We start from the raw sequence: 15363 nt of genomic DNA, 5'->3' as shown, positions 1-15363 counted from the left end.
CTCCGGGGAGGGTGGTGGTCGAGACCCATGCGTAGCACGCTTGGCGCCTTGATTGAACTTGGCCGCGCGAGCGGCTAAGGCATCGAGCCAAGTTTGGAGGAAACACATGACAACGCCCATGGCGGTGGCGCTGGAAGATGCCAAGGTCGCGTTCCGGCTGGGGGACGGGCGGGTCTACACCGCGGTGGAGAAGGCCCATCTGACGGTCGCGCAGGGCGAGTTCGTCGCCATCGTCGGTCCGACCGGCTGCGGAAAATCCACGCTGCTCAACGTCGCAGCCGGCCTGCTCAAGCCGGCTGCGGGCAGTGCCACGATCTTCGACCGGCCGCTCGCAGGGCTGAACCGGGACGCCGGCTATCTGTTCCAGGCCGACGCGCTGTTCCCCTGGAAGACCGCGCTCGACAATGTCGCGATCGGGCTCGAGATCAGGGGAATGCCGCGCGCAGAGGCGCTGCCCCAGGCACAGAAATGGCTGACGTCCGTGGGCCTGGGCGCCTTTGCGGGCCGCTATCCGCATATGCTCTCCGGCGGTCAGCGCAAGCGCGTGGCCCTGGCACAGGTCCTGATCCGCGACCCCAAGATCCTGCTGATGGACGAGCCGTTCGGGCCGCTCGATGCGCAGACGCGCCAGGTGATGGGCAATCTGCTGCTCGACCTCTGGAATGCCGACCGCAAGGCGGTGCTGTTCGTGACCCATGATCTCGAAGAGGCTATCGCGCTCGCCGATCGGGTCGTGATCATGTCGGCCGGCCCGTCCTCGCGCATCATCGGCGACTGGCGCGTCATGCTGCCGCGCCCGCGCGACATCTTCGAGGTGCGGATGGACAAGGAATTCCATGCGCTGCATCGCGAGATCTGGAGCGTGCTCAAGGACGAGGTAATGAAGGGCTACGCGCAATCTGCCCAAGCGACGGAGGCGATCTGATGTCGCGCGTCACGCTGCTTGCACTGCAAGTCCTGGTCGCGGTCGTCTGCATCGCGCTGTGGCAGTTCTTTTCGAGCGTCCCGGTGTTTGGAAAGGTCCTGCTGCCGCCGTTCTTCTTCTCCAATCCGGTCGATGTGTTCAGCCAGATCGCGAAGTGGTTCGCGACCGGAGTGATCTGGAAGCATCTGGCAATCACGCTGTGGGAATCCATCCTCGCCTTCGTGATCGGCTCGGTTGGCGGCGTGCTGATCGGCTTCTGGTTTGCGCGACAGCCGCTCGTTGCCGCCGTGTTCGATCCCTACGTGAAGATGGCCAACGCGCTTCCGCGCGTCGTGCTGGCACCGATCTTTGCGCTGTGGCTCGGGCTCGGCATCTGGTCTAAGGTCGCGCTCGGCGTGACGCTGGTGTTCTTCATCGTATTCTTCAACGTCTATCAGGGCGTCAAGGAGGTCAGCCGCACGGTGCTCGACAATGGCCGCATGCTCGGCATGAGCGAGGGGCAGCTGATGCGGCATGTCTATTGGCCGTCGGCGCTGTCATGGATGTTCTCCTCGCTGCATACCTCGGTGGGCTTCGCCGTGGTCGGCGCCGTCGTCGGCGAGTATCTGGGATCAGCCGCAGGCCTCGGCTATCTCATCCAGCAGGCCGAGGGCGTGTTCGACGTTGCCGGCGTATTCGCCGGCATGTTCGTGCTGTCGGCTTTCGTCATCCTGATCGATATTGGAGTGACGTTGGTGGAGCGGAGGCTGCTGGTGTGGCGGCCGACCGTGGATGGGCGGGGCTAGCCGCAGAAAAAGGCCCGCATTGGCGCGAGCCACGTCGCGACCCCTCAATCCAGCAGCTTGACGTCGTCGGGCGCCTGGGGCGGCGTCTTGATCGCTATCGCCTTGACCTGGCCGCTGATCGGCTTGGTGCCGCCATGCGCAGTGCCCTTCGGAATGATGACGAGGTCGCCCGGCTTCACCGTCACTTCCTTGTCGCCGAGCCAGATCGTCCCGGTGCCGTCGAGGATGTACTGGATCTCGTTGGTGTTGGGATGCAGGTGCTTCGGCACGTTGCCGACCTGGATCGAGACGGTGGCGCCGTCGGCGGTCATGAAGGTCTTGGAGCGATAGCCGACCTGGTTGGCGGGACCGAGCGCATCGCCTTCCATCTCGCCGGTATGGATGATCTGCGCGGTGATGCTTTCCGCGGCGAGCGCCGGCCGCAGCAAATGCGTTGCGCCGCATCCGGCGACGAAGGCGGCAGTGATCGACAGCCCGGCAGTCAAGCGATTCATGGACTATTCTCCCCGTCAGAGATTGTTGTTGCGGGCGCATGCTATTGCGCCAAAAGGCTGATGGCCAGTGCACTTAGCGGTCCTTCTCAAGCCAGTCCCGCTGCTCTATGGTGCCGCCAGCCGAACGGAGGAAACCAATGAAGAACACGATTGCCAGGCTCGCCGGCGCGCTGCTCGCGCTGACGCTCACCACCTCTTTTGCCGCAGCGCAAAGCAAGGTGACCATCGCGGTCGGTGGCGGCGCCTGCCTCTGCTATCTGCCGACGGTGCTGGCCAAGCAACTCGGCGAATACGAGAAGGCCGGTCTCAATGTCGATCTGGTCGATCTCAAGGGCGGCTCGGACGCGCTCAAGGCCGTGCTCGGCGGCAGCGCCGATGTGGTTTCCGGCTATTTCGACCATTGCGTGAACCTCGCCGCGAAGAAGCAGGAGTTGCAGGCCTTCGTGGTCTATGACCGCTATCCCGGGCTCGTGCTGGTGGTCGCGCCCTCGCACACGGGCGACATCAAGTCGGTCAAGGACCTCGCCGGCAAGAAAGTCGGCGTCAGCGCACCCGGCTCCTCCACCGACTTCTTCCTGAAATATCTCCTGAAGAAGAACGGGCTTGATCCCGCGGGCACTGCCGTGATCGGCGTTGGCCTCGGCGCCACCGCGGTGGCTGCGATGGAGCAGGGGCAGATCGATGCTGCGGTGATGCTCGATCCCTCCGTCACGGTGCTCCAGGGCAGCCACAAGGATCTGCGCATTCTCAGCGATACCCGTACGCAAAAGGACACGCTCGAGACGTTCGGCGGCGAATATCCCGGCGGTGCGCTGTACTCGACCGCGGCGTGGATTGCGGGGCATGACAAGGAAACGCAGGCGCTGACCAATGCGATGCTGGCCACGATTGCCTGGATCCACGCACATTCGGCCGAAGAGATCATGGCCAAGATGCCGGAGGAGATGGTCGGCAAGAACAAGGACCTCTATCTCGCGGCGCTGAAGAACACGATCCCGATGTTCTCCGAGACCGGCAAGATGGATCCGAAGGGCGCCGACGCCGTGCTCGCGGTGTTCAGCGTTGGTTCGCCCGAGGTGGCCAATGCCAAGATCGACGTGAGCAAGACCTTTACCAACAAGTTCGTCGACCAGGCCAAGAAGACCACGGGCAGTGCCAAATAGCTGACGCGATCTCGCGGTAAGCAGCGTCATGACCTCATCGACCATTCATCGTGTCACGACGCTTGATCTTGCCGTACGTCCTGTCGTCTGGCCGTTTGCCGAGCAGCGGCGCGCCGAGATCGAAGCGCATTTCGCCGAGCAGCAGCGCGAGCGGCCGAAACTCTGGAATGGCCGAGTCCTGCTCGGCCGCGATCCCGTCTTCGCCGACGGTCATCTCGCCGCGACCTATTTCGAGACTGACTTCGCGAGCTTCCTTGCCTGGCGCGATTGGGGCTTCCCCGATACGGCTGTCTTCAACGGGTTCGGCATGGGGGCGCTGCGCACGTCCGACGGCGCCTTCGTGATGGGCGAGATGGCTCGCCATACCGCCAATCCCGGGCGCATTTACTTCGCGTCGGGGACGCCCGATCTCGACGACGTCAGGGACGGCAGGCTCGACATTCCCGGCAGCGTCGTCCGCGAGATCGAGGAGGAGACCGGCCTCGGCCCCGCCGATTATTCGGCGGAGCCGGACTGGCACTGCGTCGTCACCGGCAGAGCACTTGCAATGATACGGATCCTCAACCTGGATATGCCGGCTGAGGCGGTTCGCGCGCGGATCGAGGCCAATCTGGCCCGGCAGGACGAGCCGGAGCTCTCGGCCATCCATCTCGTGCGCGGGATGGATGACCTGATGCCGACCATGCCCCGATTTGTCACGGCTTTCATCGCGCAGCAGTTCGCCCCGCGCTGAAGCGCGAGGCTTGACATCGCGCGGTCCAGCCCATGTGATGGGCGAAAAGCAAAACAAAAAACTGCAGGGAGCGAGCTAGCGGAGCGCGGCGGTGCTGGAGGTCAGCGGGCTGGTGAAGCGGTTTGGCGGCTTCATCGCCGTCAACAACGTGTCGTTCAAGGTCGATCGGGGTGAGATCCTGGGCCTGATCGGCCCCAACGGCTCGGGCAAGAGCACGATCTTCAACATGCTTTCGGGCACGCTGGCGCCAAGCTCGGGATCGATCCGGTTCGACAGCTCGGAGATCGCGGGGCTGGCACCGCACCGGATCATCAACCGCGGCATCGGCCGCACCTTCCAGATTCCGCGGCCGTTTCGCCGCCTCTCCATGTTCGAGAACGTCGCGCTCGCCGGATTTTACGGCCAGGGCCGGCATAGCCGCGTCAAGGCCGAGGAAGGGGCCGAGCGCGCGCTCGCGCTGGTGGGATTGCCGACCGATCGTCATGCCAGCGTGGACGGCCTGGGCGCAGCCGGATTGAAGAAGCTCGAACTTGCGAAAGCGCTCGCGACCGGCCCCAAACTGTTGCTTGCGGACGAGAGCCTCGGCGGTCTCGACGAGGCCGAGATGGGGCAAGCGGCCGACATGCTGCGTAACATCCGCGACGAACTCGGCATCACCATCATCTGGGTCGAGCACATCATGGGCGTGCTGATGCGGGTCGTCGACCGCGTCATGGTGCTCGACCACGGCGAGAAGATCTCGGAAGGCCTGCCGAGCGCGGTCGCGGGCGATCCGCGCGTCATCGAGGTCTATCTCGGCGCCGATGCCGAGACGACGCAGGCCGCAGCCGCCGAAGCGCGCCGTCGCGCGGGAGGCCAATGATGCTGGAGCTTCGCGGCGTCAGCGCCGGCTATGGCAGCTTCCAGGCGTTGTTCGACGTCGATCTCGACGTGAAGGCCGGCGAGGCCGTGGGCGTCATCGGCCCGAACGGCGCCGGCAAGACCACCTTGATGCGCGTTGTCTCCGGCTTGATCCGGCCCTCGCGCGGATTGATCGCCATGGAGGATGTCGATGTTCTGGCGACGCCGCCGCACAAGATCGTCAGTCTCGGCATCGCGCATGTGCCCGAGAACCGGCGCCTGTTTCCGCAGCTCTCGGTCGATGACAATCTGAAGATGGGCGCCTTCATGAAGCAGGCTCGCGCCCATTATGCCGAGCGGCTCGAGGTCGTGTTCGACCTGTTTCCACGCCTGAAGGAGCGCCGCCAGCAGATGGCCGGCACCATGTCTGGCGGCGAGCAGCAGATGTGCGCGATCGGCCGTGCGCTGATGTCGAACCCAAGGCTCCTGCTGCTCGACGAGCCCTCGGCGGGGCTGGCACCGGTCGTGGTGCAGCAGGTGTTCGAGCTCGTGAAGCGAATCCGGGCCAGCGGGCTGACGGTGCTGATCGTCGAGCAGAACGTGCAGCAGGTGCTGCGCGTGGTCGACCGGGCCTATCTGATCGAGGCCGGCACGATCCGCGGCTCTGGCACCTCGGCCGAGATGCTGGCGAGCAGCACGGTCAAGGAAGCGTATCTCGGGGTATGAGGGAGTTATGCAGGCGTTCCTGGACATTTTCGACATCTACCTGCTCGAGGCGGTCATCAACGGCATCCTGCTCGGGGGCGTACTGGCGCTGCTCGCACTCGGGCTGAACCTGATTTTCGGCGTCATCGACGTGACCTGGATCTGCTACGCCGAACTCGTGATGATCGGCATGTACGCAATGTATTTCCTGGTCCAGTACTACGGCATCAGCTATTTCATCGCCGCGCCGCTGACCATCCTGCTGGTCGCGATCCTCGGCGCATTGCTGCACTACCTCGTGATCGCGCCGCTGCTCACCGCGCCGCCGATCAACCAGCTGCTCGCAACCGGCGGTGTGCTGTTCGTGCTGCAAAGCTTTGCCACCATTGCCTTCGGTATCGACTTCCGCAATCTCGGCATCCGCCTGCCGGTGCTTGCTTTCGGCGACATGAATTTCAGCTACGCACGCCTTCTGTCGTTCCTGGCGGCGCTGGTCGGCATGGTCGCGGTCTATCTGTTCATGACGCGCACCTTCACCGGCACCGCGATCCGCGCCATTTCGCAGGACCGGCAGATCATGGCGCTGATGGGCGTCGACACCAGGCGCATCTATCTCATCACCTCCGCGATCGGCGGCGGGCTGGCCGGGCTCGCGGCCTGTCTGCTGGTGCTGCAATATGACGTGCACCCCTTCGTCGGCCTGTCATTTGGGCCGATCACCTTCCTGATCTGCGTGCTCGGAGGCTTGGGCAATTTCATCGGCGGCTTCATCGCCGCCTTCGTATTCGCCGAGATCATCTCGCTCGGCGGCCTGTTTTCGGATCTGGAATGGGGCTACGTGCTCGCCTTCGCCTTCTTCATCGTGATGATGTTCATCCGGCCCGCGGGCCTGCTCGCGAGGCGACGATGACGGGCCGGCTTGTCGCGTGGGGGACAGGACTGATCGCTCTGGTCGCGCTGCCTTTCGTCTACCGCGATCCCTACCACCTGCACATTCTGGTGCTGATCCTGATCTGGTCGTTCGCCTATACGTCGTGGTCGATGATGGGACGGTTCGGTCTGGTCTCGCTTGGCCATGGCGGCTTCATGGGAATCGGCGCCTATGTCACCGCGCTGTCGTGGAATCATCTGGGCTGGTCGCCCTGGATCGGAATTCCCCTCAGCATGATCGCGGCCGGCGTGCTGGCGCTCATCATCGGCTATCCCTGTTTCCGCTTCCGCATCACGGGGCACTATTTCGTGCTGGTGACGCTCGCGCTGTCAGGCATCGTGCTCCAGGTCATCACGGCGACGCGCGACTATACCGGCGGCTCGCTCGGCTACACGCCGAACCGCGCCTCCGGCAACAAGCTCCTGGCGCTGCAATTCGACGACAAGACCAGCTGGTATCTGGTCGCGCTTGCGGTGTGGTTCAGCGGCATCATCGTCTGGCATGTGATCGACCGCAGCATGAGCCGCTATGCGCTCGAGGCGATCTCGGAGGACGAGGATGCCGCGGCGGCCGCCGGTGTCAATGTCAGCGCGGAGAAACTCAAGATCACGCTGATCAGCGCTGTCATGACGGCGCTGGCGGGGGCCGTCTATTGCCAGTACCAGATGTTCATCACGCCCGACACCGTCTCCGGCATCGCGGTGTCGCTCCAGATGGTGTTCGCGGCGATCGTCGGCGGCTTGTTCGTCTCGCTCGGTCCGACGGTCGGAGCGGTCATCACCATCCTGCTCGCGGAAACCTTGCGCATCGGCTTCGGCACCAAGGCGGTGGGCTGGGACAACCTCGTCTATGGCGTGGTGCTGGTGCTTTTCATCATATTCCTTCCGAAGGGCATCCTTGGTAGCGTGCTTGACCGATTGAAGCCGCAACGCAAGGTGCCCCGCGCTCATGAGCAAAAAGCCGTCCAAATCGCTCGCCCAGGAACTTGATCGCTACATCACGCCATTCCGGCATGACGGGTCTGGCAAGTTCCACCTCAAGGACTACAAGACCGACGAGAAGGGCGATCTGGACAAGGAGCAGGGGCAGGAGATTCTGGATGCCAACAAGAAGCGGCTGATCGCGTTTCAGGAGAAGCTCTATGCCCAGGACCGCTGGTCGGTGCTGATCGTGCTCCAGGCCATGGACGCAGGCGGCAAGGATTCCGCCATCAAGGCGATCTTCGAGGGCATCAATCCACAGGGTTGCGAGGTTACCGCTTTCAAGCAGCCGAGCAAGAATGAGCTCGACCACGATTTCCTCTGGCGTCACGTCGTGGCGCTGCCCGAGCGCGGTCATATCGGCATCTTCAACCGCTCGCACTACGAGGAATGCCTGGTGACGCGCGTTCACCCGGAGATCCTCGCCAATGAGAAGCTGCCCTCGAAGCTCGTGACCAAGAACATCTGGAAGGAGCGGTTCGAGGACATCTCCGCCTGGGAGCGCTACCTGGCGCGCAATGGCACCCTGGTGCTGAAATTCTTCCTCAATCTCTCCAAGGACGAACAGCGCGAGCGCTTCCTCGACCGGCTGGAGGAGCCGGCCAAGCAATGGAAATTCTCGATGGACGACATCAAGGAGCGCGCCCTATGGCCGCGCTACCAGGCCGTCTATCAGGATATCGTGCGCCACACGGCGACGCCCCATGCGCCCTGGTATGTCGTCCCCGCCGACCACAAATGGTTCGCCCGCGTCGTGATCGGCTCGGTCATCGTGGCGGAACTGGAAAAGCTCGACCTGCGCTTTCCCCGCGCCGACAAGGCTTCGCGGGCGGAGTTCGACAACGTGCGCAAGGCGCTGGAGCAGGAGGAGAAGGGGGCCAAGAAGCGGACGAAACGAAAACTGCGAAAACAACCTCATGCACAGTAGGGCACGGCGCTAACGCGCGCCTTTGCCCACGCCGCGAGTTCGACGCGATCAATACCCCCGGCCCCACCAATAGCAGAAGCGCTCGACATTGGCGGGCAGGCTCGCCTCGTAGTTCGCCCACTTCTCGTATTTCGGCAGCTTCACCTCCTTCATCGCGGTGTCGATGCATTTGCCGGCATCGGCCGCTTTCTTCACCTCGGCTGAGAGATCCTCCATGTAGGCGATGTCGTCCTCGACATCCTTCTTGGTGCCGAGCCGGCCGCCGGCATTGGGATGGCCGGGGATCATGCGCTCCCAGTCGAGCGACGCCAATTTCTTCAGCGAGGCGATGTATTCCAGCGGCGAGGCATTGTCGGGAATGTTGCGGAACTGGACGGATTCGATCGGCGCGAAGTCGACCACGAAGACGAGTTTCTCCTTCGGCAGCCGCATCACCAGCGAATTGTCGGAATGGTTGCGGCCGACATAGTCGAGCTCCAGCGTGGTGCCGCCGAGCGTGAGGGTCTTCTTATCGTCGACCACCTGGTCAGGCATCACGATGTCTGCCAGCAGCGCGTTCTGCTTCTTGAGCTCGAGCAGCCGCTCTCTGGTGCGGCGATGCGCGATGAAGGTTGCGCCAAGGTCCTTGAAGGGCTGGCCGCCGGCAATGTGATCGTAATGGTGGTGGCTGTAGATGACGTATTTGATCGGCTTGTCGGTGACGGCCTTGATTGCATCGATATAGGGCTTTGCCGGACGCAAATAGGAGATCGGATCGGTTGCGATCACGCCCTTTGGTGTCACCACGAACATCGACTGATGACCGCCGTAGCGGAAGATGTAGACGTTGTCGGTGCCCTCGACTTTCGTTGTGGAAGTCTGCGGCGCGGTCTGCGCGAACGCGTAGCCGCTGACGAGGGCTGCGAGCACGGCGATGCAAGATAATGATTTCATCTGCGGCTTTCCGAAAAGGGATGGGCAATGCGGCGGATATGTCTCTCACACAAACGCTGCGAAGAGGGATTTATTCCGCTCCCTTCGCTCGATCGCTCCGATCGCGGAACAGGCCCGCAAATGTGATCCTGACCGCCCCCAATCCCGCTTGACAGTTTTATGTCACGGGAGGAGCATATCGGCGGTCGCAAACAAGCGACGCGTAAAGTCCACACCATGAGCAAGGGGAGGTCTATGACGCCACCTCCGCAAATCCAGCCGCGTTAAGTGCGATGGAGCTCGTTCGGACTATCGCATAGCGGCGTAAACCGCGAACGGCACGCCGGGTACAGGTTTAGTGGGCTGCATCAGTAAGGCAAAGCCCCTACCTGCCCGGCGCTGTGCGTTTCAAGCTCCCTGCAATGCAGCAAATGCCAAGACATTGTCGTCTCCTTGACCTACTTCCGACACACGACGGAGGCGAATAGCGCCGTTCCGACATGACGCAGTGCTTCGCGCGGTCACGATTCCGCCGGCGCGTTTCATTCACTTTGGGGAATCCGCGTGTCGCAGAAGCTTGCCTCGGCGCTTTTCGTCGCCTTCTTTCTCTCCATCACATCGCTGTCTCCAAGCCGCGCAGAGCCGCCTGCTCCGGTCGCCAGCGGCGCGCCTGCGCTGTCGCCCGACGAGGCCAGGCGGGCGCTGGATACGCTCCAGGACGACAAGAAGCGCGCGCAAATGATCGATACGCTGCGCGCGATCGCCAATGCATCGGGCCAGCAGCAGGCAGCGGCGCCGGAGTCGAAATCACCGATCCCGCTGTCGGCCGACGGTCTCGGCGCGCAGCTTCTGCTCACGGTGTCCGAAGAGATCGGCGAGATCTCGCGCGATGTCGCCGATATGGCGCGGACGCTCACGCATTTCTGGGCTTTCTATTACTGGATTGTGCGGACTGCCAATGATCCTGATGCCTATAATCTCCTGATCGAAATCGCCTGGAAGCTGGCGCTGGTGTTCAGTGGCGCGCTTGCGGCCGAATGGGTCGGTGTCCGCCTGATCCGGCGTCCGGTCGCCTTCCTCGAAGCGCGCGTGCCGCAGACCGCGCGCCTGCCGGCGCAGGCGCTGCCCATTGCCGATCGGCCGTCGTCGGTCGCAGATGTCACTCCGGCGCCCGATCTGCACAGGCGCCGGCACAGTCTCGCGCGTGTCTGGCAGGTGTTGCTGCGGCTGCCCTTCGTGGTGGGACGATTGGTGCTCGAATTGCTCCCGGTGGTCGTTTTCGTGAGCCTTGCGACCGCACTGCTCGGAACGGAGATCGGCGAGCCCGCCACCGTGCGCCTTGTGATCCTCGCCGTCGTCAACGCCTACGCGTTTTCGCGCGGGCTCATCTGTCTCGTCCGCGCGCTGGCTGGGCCGTTCGGTCTGTTTCCGGCGCGCGCCGAAACCGCGGCCTATATCGAGATCTGGGCGCGCCGCATCGTCGGCGTCGCGGTATCGGGCATCGCCTTTGCCAATGTGGCGCTGCTGCTCGGCCTGCATCGCGCCGGCTACGCCGCGCTCATCCGCATGGTGATGCTGGTCGTTCATCTGTTCATCGTGGTCATCATCCTGCAATGCCGCCGCCAGGTCGCCGACGCCATCCGTGCGCCGGCGGACCGGCAGGGGATCGCGGCGCGGCTGCGCAATCGCATCGCCGGCGGCTGGCATTATCTCGCCATTGCGCTCGACCTGGCGCTGTGGGCGGTCTGGGCGCTGAACATCCGCAATGGCTATTCGCTGCTGCTGCAATATTTCGTCGGCACCGTCGCGGTGGTGCTGATCACGCGAGTCGCCACCGTGGTGACGCTGAGCCTGATCGACCGCGGCTTTCGCATCCAGCCTGAGATACTCCAGCGGTTTCCGGGGCTGGAGATCCGCGCCAACCGCTATCTGCCGCTGTTGCGCAAGATCGTCTCCGGCGTGATCGCCTTCATCGGCTTGGTTGCCGTGCTCGAAGTCTGGGGCGTCGATGCCATCGTCTGGTTCTATGGCGGCCAGATCGGTAGCCGGCTGGTTTCGGCGGTGGCGACGATCGGCATCGCCGTCGCCATCGCGGCGGCGATCTGGGAGGCCAGCAATGCGCTGCTGGACCGGCAGATCAATACGCTGTCGCGCGATGGACATTATGCTCGTGCGGCGCGGCTGCGCACCTTCCAGCCGATGTTGCGCACGGCGCTGTTGTGCCTGATCGCCACCGTCGTCGGCCTGACGGCGCTGAGCGAAATCGGCGTCAATGTCGCGCCGCTGCTCGCAGGCGCCGGCATCGTCGGCATTGCCATCGGTTTCGGCTCGCAGAAGCTGGTGCAGGATCTCATCACCGGCCTGTTCCTGCTGCTGGAGAACACGGTCCAGGTCGGCGACACCGTCAGCGTGTCGGGGCTATCGGGGGTGGTCGAGAACGTTTCGATCCGTACCATTCGCTTGCGCGCCGGCGATGGCGCCGTGCACATCGTGCCGTTCAGCGCGGTGACGACCATCACCAACGCCAGCCGTGGCGCCGGCAATGCCTCGGTCAGCGTCAATGTCGCCTACAAGGAGGACACCGATCGCGCCGGCCAGATCCTCAAGGACATCGTCGAGGAGATGCGCCGCGAGCCGGACTTCCGCCCGCTGATCCGCGGCGATCTCGAGCTCTGGGGCATCGACAAGGTCGACGGCGCGATGGTGTCGATCGTCGGACAGATCCGCTGCACCGAGGCCGGGCGCTGGCCCGTCCAGCGCGAGTTCAACCGCCGCATGAAGCAGCGTTTCCAGCAGAACGGCATCGAGGTGGCTTCGGCCACCCAGACCATTCTGATGCACGTCGGGTCGCCGGCCGAAATGGCCACGAACCTGACGCCGCGGCGGGCCGCGGGATAGTTTCCGGCTTGCCTTCGCGCTTTCGCGGCGGCGGCCCCGCCATGATCGATCTCGTGGCAGACCAGATCGACATCACGTTCGACCAGGCTTCGAACTCGCTCGCGGTAACCTTTGCGTCGTGCGCAACTGGGATTATCAGCGAAAATCTCGCTGCGGTGCGAGATCACAATCGATGCAAGGCTCGGACGGTCCTTGATCTCGCTTGAGCACTGGCCGACAATGATCCCCCTTCAATAAGAAACTCCCTGGGGGATTTCGTGAATAGACCTGATCGGGTCAGCGCCCAACCGACATCATCCGAAGCCATGCAAGGCATGGCGCTGCTGCGCGATCCCTTGCTCAACAAGGGCACGGCCTTCACCGAGGCGGAGCGCACCGCGCTCGGTCTGCGCGGCCTGCTGCCGCCGTGCGTGCTGACGATGGAGACGCAGGCGGAGCGGGTGCTGACCAATCTGCGCACGCTGCCGACCGATCTGGAAAAATACGTCGCGCTGAATGCGCTGCATGACCGCAACGAATCGCTGTTCTTCCGCGTGGTCGTCGACAACATCGACGAGATCCAGCCGATCATCTACACGCCGACGGTCGGGCTTGCCTGCCAGAAATACGGCCTGATCTTCCAGCGGCCGCGCGGGATGTTCATCTCCTCGCGCGATCGCGGCCAGATTGCCGAGATTCTGAAGAACTGGCCCTATCCAGCCAAGCTGATCGTCGTCACCGACGGCGAGCGCATCCTCGGCCTCGGCGATCTCGGCGCCAACGGCATGGGCATTCCGGTCGGAAAGCTGTCGCTCTATTCGGCCTGTGCAGGCGTGCATCCCGAGCAATGCCTGCCTGTCGTGCTCGACGTCGGCACCAACAACGAAGAGCTTCTCAACGATCCCTATTATCTCGGCCTGCGCGAGCGGCGGCTCACCGGCGAAGCCTATGACAGCTTCGTCGACGAGTTCATGACAGCCGCGCAAAAAACCTTTCCGGGCGTGCTGATCCAGTTCGAGGATTTCGCCAATCATTCCGCGTTCAAGCTGCTGCACAAATACCGGGACGAAGCCTGCGTCTTCAATGACGACATCCAGGGCACCGCGGCAGTCGCGCTCGCCGGCCTGTTCTCGGCGCTGAAGGTGAGCGGCGGCAAGCTCGGGGATCAGCGTATCCTGTTCCTCGGGGCGGGCGAGGCGGCGACCGGCATTGCCGATCTGGTCGTCTCCGCCATGATGGCGGAGGGCGCAACCGAAGCGGAGGCGCTGCCGCGCAACTGGCTGGTGGATTCCCGCGGCCTCGTCGTCAGCGGCCGCGCCGGCCTCTCCGGCCACAAGCTCCGCTATGCCCATACCGACCAGGCGCCGATCGCCGACTTCCTCACCGCGATCAAGACGCTCAAGCCGACGGCGATCATCGGCGTCGCCGCGGTCGGCGGCGCGTTCACCCCTGATGTGCTGAAGGCGATGGCCGAGCTCAACGCGCAGCCGATCGTGTTCGCACTGTCGAATCCGACCTCGAAGGCGGAGTGCTCGGCGGAGGATGCCTACCGCTACACGGAGGGGCGTGCGCTGTTTGCCTGCGGCAGTCCCTATGATCCGGTCAAGCTCAATGGCCGCACCTTCGTGCCGCGCCAGGGCAACAACTCCTACATCTTCCCCGGCGTCGGCCTCGGCGTTATCGCCAGCCGCTCGCGGCTCGTGACCGACGAGATGTTCATGGCGGCCGCCCATACGCTTGCGAATTGCGTCGGCAAGGAGGATCTGGATCAAGGCAGCCTCTATCCGGCGCTGCCGCGCATCCGCGAGGTCTCGGCCCGCATTGCGGTTGCCGTCGCGGACGTCGCCTTTCAGCGCGGGCTTGCCGACGGACCCCCGCCCAACGACGTGAAGGGCCTGGTCCAGTCGCAGATGTACGAGCCGAAATACTGAGGCTCACAATTCAAGTCGAGCCTGCGGAGGTGGCCCCTCATCCCTCCCTCTCCCCGTGAGAACGGGGAGAGGGAGCGAGCGAGAGTACCTCCTTAACCTCTCCCCAAGCTTCAGCGGGAAGAGGTCGGAATGCATCGGGAGATGCAATGCGGGCTGATCTTGCGCGCTTCTGTGTCTAAACGGGACATGTGACTGTGGTGAATTCGTCACAGCTGGCGCGAAACGGCCCCTGGCCTCAGGCCTGCTTTTCTTCAGACAAGGTTCTGCCCTCATTGCCCGCCGAAACTTGGGCGTGTTCGGAGGGCGCAATATGTCTCGCTTTGCACGTGCCGAAACGACCCTGACTTCGCTGGCAATGTCGCCCCGCTTGCTGCTCGGCATCGTGGGTGCCGCATCGCTCGCCGCATGCGCGCAATCACCGGTTGGTCGCCAGAAGGCCGACCTTGCCACGACCAGCAGACAGGCGGCGATCGAGCATCCGCACCGTCTCGCAGCGCTGCATCCGCACCCGGTCAGCCGGCTGCGTGTCCACGATGAGACCGCGGACGCCAAGTCCACCGCTTCGCACGGTCTCGCCAGTTTCTATTCGGATACCGAGACCGCAAGCGGCGAGAGGTTCGACAAGAACGAGATGACCGCGGCTCATCCGACGCTGCCGTTCGGCACCAGGCTGCGCGTCACCGATGTCTCCTCGGGCCGCTTCGTCACCGTCAGGGTCAACGATCGCGGGCCGTTTGTCCGTGGACGCGTGGTCGACATCTCGCCGTCCGCGGCCGAGGCGCTCGGCATGGTCGACAAGGGCCTCGCCAATGTCCGGCTCGACGTGGTGCAATAGAGCATGATCCGGACCTTGCTTAACCGGCTGTTAGTCGCTCTCCCGCACGATGGATGTCCGGCAATTCGGGGCTTTGGGGGGAGACGGCGCTTGAACACGATCCAGTATCTCGAAGATCAGGCTGCGCGCGCCGAGCGACTTGCCAAACGGATCACGGATGCGCTGACGATCGAAAAGCTCCTGACCTTCGCCGGCGACCGCCGCCGCGAGATCGAGGTCATCGCCGGCCGGCGGCGCGGCTGACGCTATAACTCCCGCGATCCATGCTCTGCACGCATTCGTCCTCACCGCGGGCCGCGGAACTTCCTCCCGTCTCCGACGTCA

General features: G+C 63.8%; 15 protein-coding genes. 13 read left to right on the top strand and 2 right to left on the bottom strand.

The features are described from left to right. The first annotated feature begins 106 nt into the window (after nucleotides 1–106). Both ACVW16_RS09305 and ACVW16_RS09300 read left to right on the top strand, forming a co-directional pair. Nucleotides 107–925, top strand: a complete 819-nt coding sequence (locus tag ACVW16_RS09305) for an ABC transporter ATP-binding protein (protein WP_456735965.1) — start codon at nucleotides 107–109, stop codon at nucleotides 923–925. Further along, a complete protein-coding gene (locus tag ACVW16_RS09300; protein WP_456698950.1) occupies nucleotides 925–1710 on the top strand; it encodes an ABC transporter permease in 786 nt (261 codons plus the stop codon). Before ACVW16_RS09305 ends, ACVW16_RS09300 begins: the two co-directional genes overlap by 1 nt. A 44-nt stretch (nucleotides 1711–1754) precedes the next feature. Here ACVW16_RS09300 and ACVW16_RS09295 read toward each other — a convergent pair whose 3' ends face one another. After that, nucleotides 1755–2204, bottom strand: a complete 450-nt coding sequence (locus tag ACVW16_RS09295) for a cupin domain-containing protein (protein WP_456698949.1) — start codon at nucleotides 2202–2204, stop codon at nucleotides 1755–1757. A 137-nt stretch (nucleotides 2205–2341) separates the two neighbouring features. Between ACVW16_RS09295 and ACVW16_RS09290 the strand changes: the two genes are divergently transcribed. The 7 genes from ACVW16_RS09290 to ACVW16_RS09260 all read left to right on the top strand — a co-directional run bounded on the left by ACVW16_RS09290 (nucleotide 2342) and on the right by ACVW16_RS09260 (nucleotide 8484). After that, nucleotides 2342–3367: an ABC transporter substrate-binding protein gene (locus ACVW16_RS09290; RefSeq protein WP_456698948.1), complete on the top strand. Its 1026-nt coding sequence runs from the start codon at nucleotides 2342–2344 to the stop codon at nucleotides 3365–3367. Nucleotides 3368–3395: 28 nt separating this feature from the next. Next, the gene (locus tag ACVW16_RS09285; protein ID WP_456735964.1) at nucleotides 3396–4100 is read left to right on the top strand and encodes an NUDIX hydrolase; all 705 of its coding nucleotides are present in this window, start codon (nucleotides 3396–3398) and stop codon (nucleotides 4098–4100) included. Between the two features lie 91 nt (nucleotides 4101–4191). Continuing rightward, nucleotides 4192–4962 carry an ABC transporter ATP-binding protein gene (locus tag ACVW16_RS09280; protein WP_456735963.1) on the top strand — a complete coding sequence of 257 codons (771 nt, stop codon included), beginning with the start codon at nucleotides 4192–4194 and terminating at the stop codon, nucleotides 4960–4962. Continuing rightward, nucleotides 4962–5666 (top strand): ABC transporter ATP-binding protein, encoded by a 705-nt coding sequence (locus ACVW16_RS09275; protein ID WP_456738209.1) that lies wholly within the window; start codon nucleotides 4962–4964, stop codon nucleotides 5664–5666. The genes ACVW16_RS09280 and ACVW16_RS09275 overlap by 1 nt, the downstream gene beginning before the upstream one ends. A 7-nt stretch (nucleotides 5667–5673) precedes the next feature. Next, nucleotides 5674–6555: a branched-chain amino acid ABC transporter permease gene (locus ACVW16_RS09270; protein WP_456698944.1), complete on the top strand. Its 882-nt coding sequence runs from the start codon at nucleotides 5674–5676 to the stop codon at nucleotides 6553–6555. Continuing rightward, nucleotides 6552–7565 carry a branched-chain amino acid ABC transporter permease gene (locus ACVW16_RS09265; RefSeq protein ID WP_456698943.1) on the top strand — a complete coding sequence of 338 codons (1014 nt, stop codon included), beginning with the start codon at nucleotides 6552–6554 and terminating at the stop codon, nucleotides 7563–7565. The genes ACVW16_RS09270 and ACVW16_RS09265 overlap by 4 nt, the downstream gene beginning before the upstream one ends. Next, nucleotides 7525–8484: a polyphosphate kinase 2 family protein gene (locus tag ACVW16_RS09260; protein ID WP_456735962.1), complete on the top strand. Its 960-nt coding sequence runs from the start codon at nucleotides 7525–7527 to the stop codon at nucleotides 8482–8484. The genes ACVW16_RS09265 and ACVW16_RS09260 overlap by 41 nt, the downstream gene beginning before the upstream one ends. 48 nt (nucleotides 8485–8532) lie before the next feature. Here ACVW16_RS09260 and ACVW16_RS09255 read toward each other — a convergent pair whose 3' ends face one another. Next, nucleotides 8533–9417 (bottom strand): MBL fold metallo-hydrolase, encoded by an 885-nt coding sequence (locus ACVW16_RS09255; protein ID WP_456698941.1) that lies wholly within the window; start codon nucleotides 9415–9417, stop codon nucleotides 8533–8535. A gap of 543 nt (nucleotides 9418–9960) precedes the next feature. Here ACVW16_RS09255 and ACVW16_RS09250 point away from each other — a divergent pair. The 4 genes from ACVW16_RS09250 to ACVW16_RS09235 all read left to right on the top strand — a co-directional run bounded on the left by ACVW16_RS09250 (nucleotide 9961) and on the right by ACVW16_RS09235 (nucleotide 15282). After that, entirely contained in the window at nucleotides 9961–12294 is a 2334-nt protein-coding gene (locus ACVW16_RS09250) for a mechanosensitive ion channel domain-containing protein (protein ID WP_456735961.1), read from the top strand. A gap of 257 nt (nucleotides 12295–12551) precedes the next feature. Continuing rightward, entirely contained in the window at nucleotides 12552–14204 is a 1653-nt protein-coding gene (locus tag ACVW16_RS09245) for an NAD-dependent malic enzyme (RefSeq protein WP_456802343.1), read from the top strand. 310 nt (nucleotides 14205–14514) lie between these two features. Continuing rightward, a complete protein-coding gene (locus tag ACVW16_RS09240; RefSeq protein ID WP_456698938.1) occupies nucleotides 14515–15039 on the top strand; it encodes a septal ring lytic transglycosylase RlpA family protein in 525 nt (174 codons plus the stop codon). A gap of 90 nt (nucleotides 15040–15129) precedes the next feature. Beyond that, the gene (locus ACVW16_RS09235; protein WP_456698937.1) at nucleotides 15130–15282 is read left to right on the top strand and encodes a hypothetical protein; all 153 of its coding nucleotides are present in this window, start codon (nucleotides 15130–15132) and stop codon (nucleotides 15280–15282) included. The last annotated feature ends 81 nt before the right edge of the window (nucleotides 15283–15363 follow it).

It is taken from the genome of Bradyrhizobium sp. USDA 4474 (assembly GCF_054057515.1).
Note: the sequence above shows the minus strand (reverse complement) of the source record. Positions and strands in the feature narration are given on the sequence as shown.

Coding starts and splice junctions, on each gene's coding strand:
- ACVW16_RS09305 (WP_456735965.1), top strand. CDS start 107: ATGACAACGCCCATGGCGGTGGCGCTGGAAGATGCCAAGGTCGCGTTC.
- ACVW16_RS09300 (WP_456698950.1), top strand. CDS start 925: ATGTCGCGCGTCACGCTGCTTGCACTGCAAGTCCTGGTCGCGGTCGTC.
- ACVW16_RS09295 (WP_456698949.1), bottom strand. CDS start 2,204: ATGAATCGCTTGACTGCCGGGCTGTCGATCACTGCCGCCTTCGTCGCC.
- ACVW16_RS09290 (WP_456698948.1), top strand. CDS start 2,342: ATGAAGAACACGATTGCCAGGCTCGCCGGCGCGCTGCTCGCGCTGACG.
- ACVW16_RS09285 (WP_456735964.1), top strand. CDS start 3,396: ATGACCTCATCGACCATTCATCGTGTCACGACGCTTGATCTTGCCGTA.
- ACVW16_RS09275 (WP_456738209.1), top strand. CDS start 4,962: ATGCTGGAGCTTCGCGGCGTCAGCGCCGGCTATGGCAGCTTCCAGGCG.
- ACVW16_RS09270 (WP_456698944.1), top strand. CDS start 5,674: ATGCAGGCGTTCCTGGACATTTTCGACATCTACCTGCTCGAGGCGGTC.
- ACVW16_RS09265 (WP_456698943.1), top strand. CDS start 6,552: ATGACGGGCCGGCTTGTCGCGTGGGGGACAGGACTGATCGCTCTGGTC.
- ACVW16_RS09260 (WP_456735962.1), top strand. CDS start 7,525: ATGAGCAAAAAGCCGTCCAAATCGCTCGCCCAGGAACTTGATCGCTAC.
- ACVW16_RS09255 (WP_456698941.1), bottom strand. CDS start 9,417: ATGAAATCATTATCTTGCATCGCCGTGCTCGCAGCCCTCGTCAGCGGC.
- ACVW16_RS09240 (WP_456698938.1), top strand. CDS start 14,515: ATGTCTCGCTTTGCACGTGCCGAAACGACCCTGACTTCGCTGGCAATG.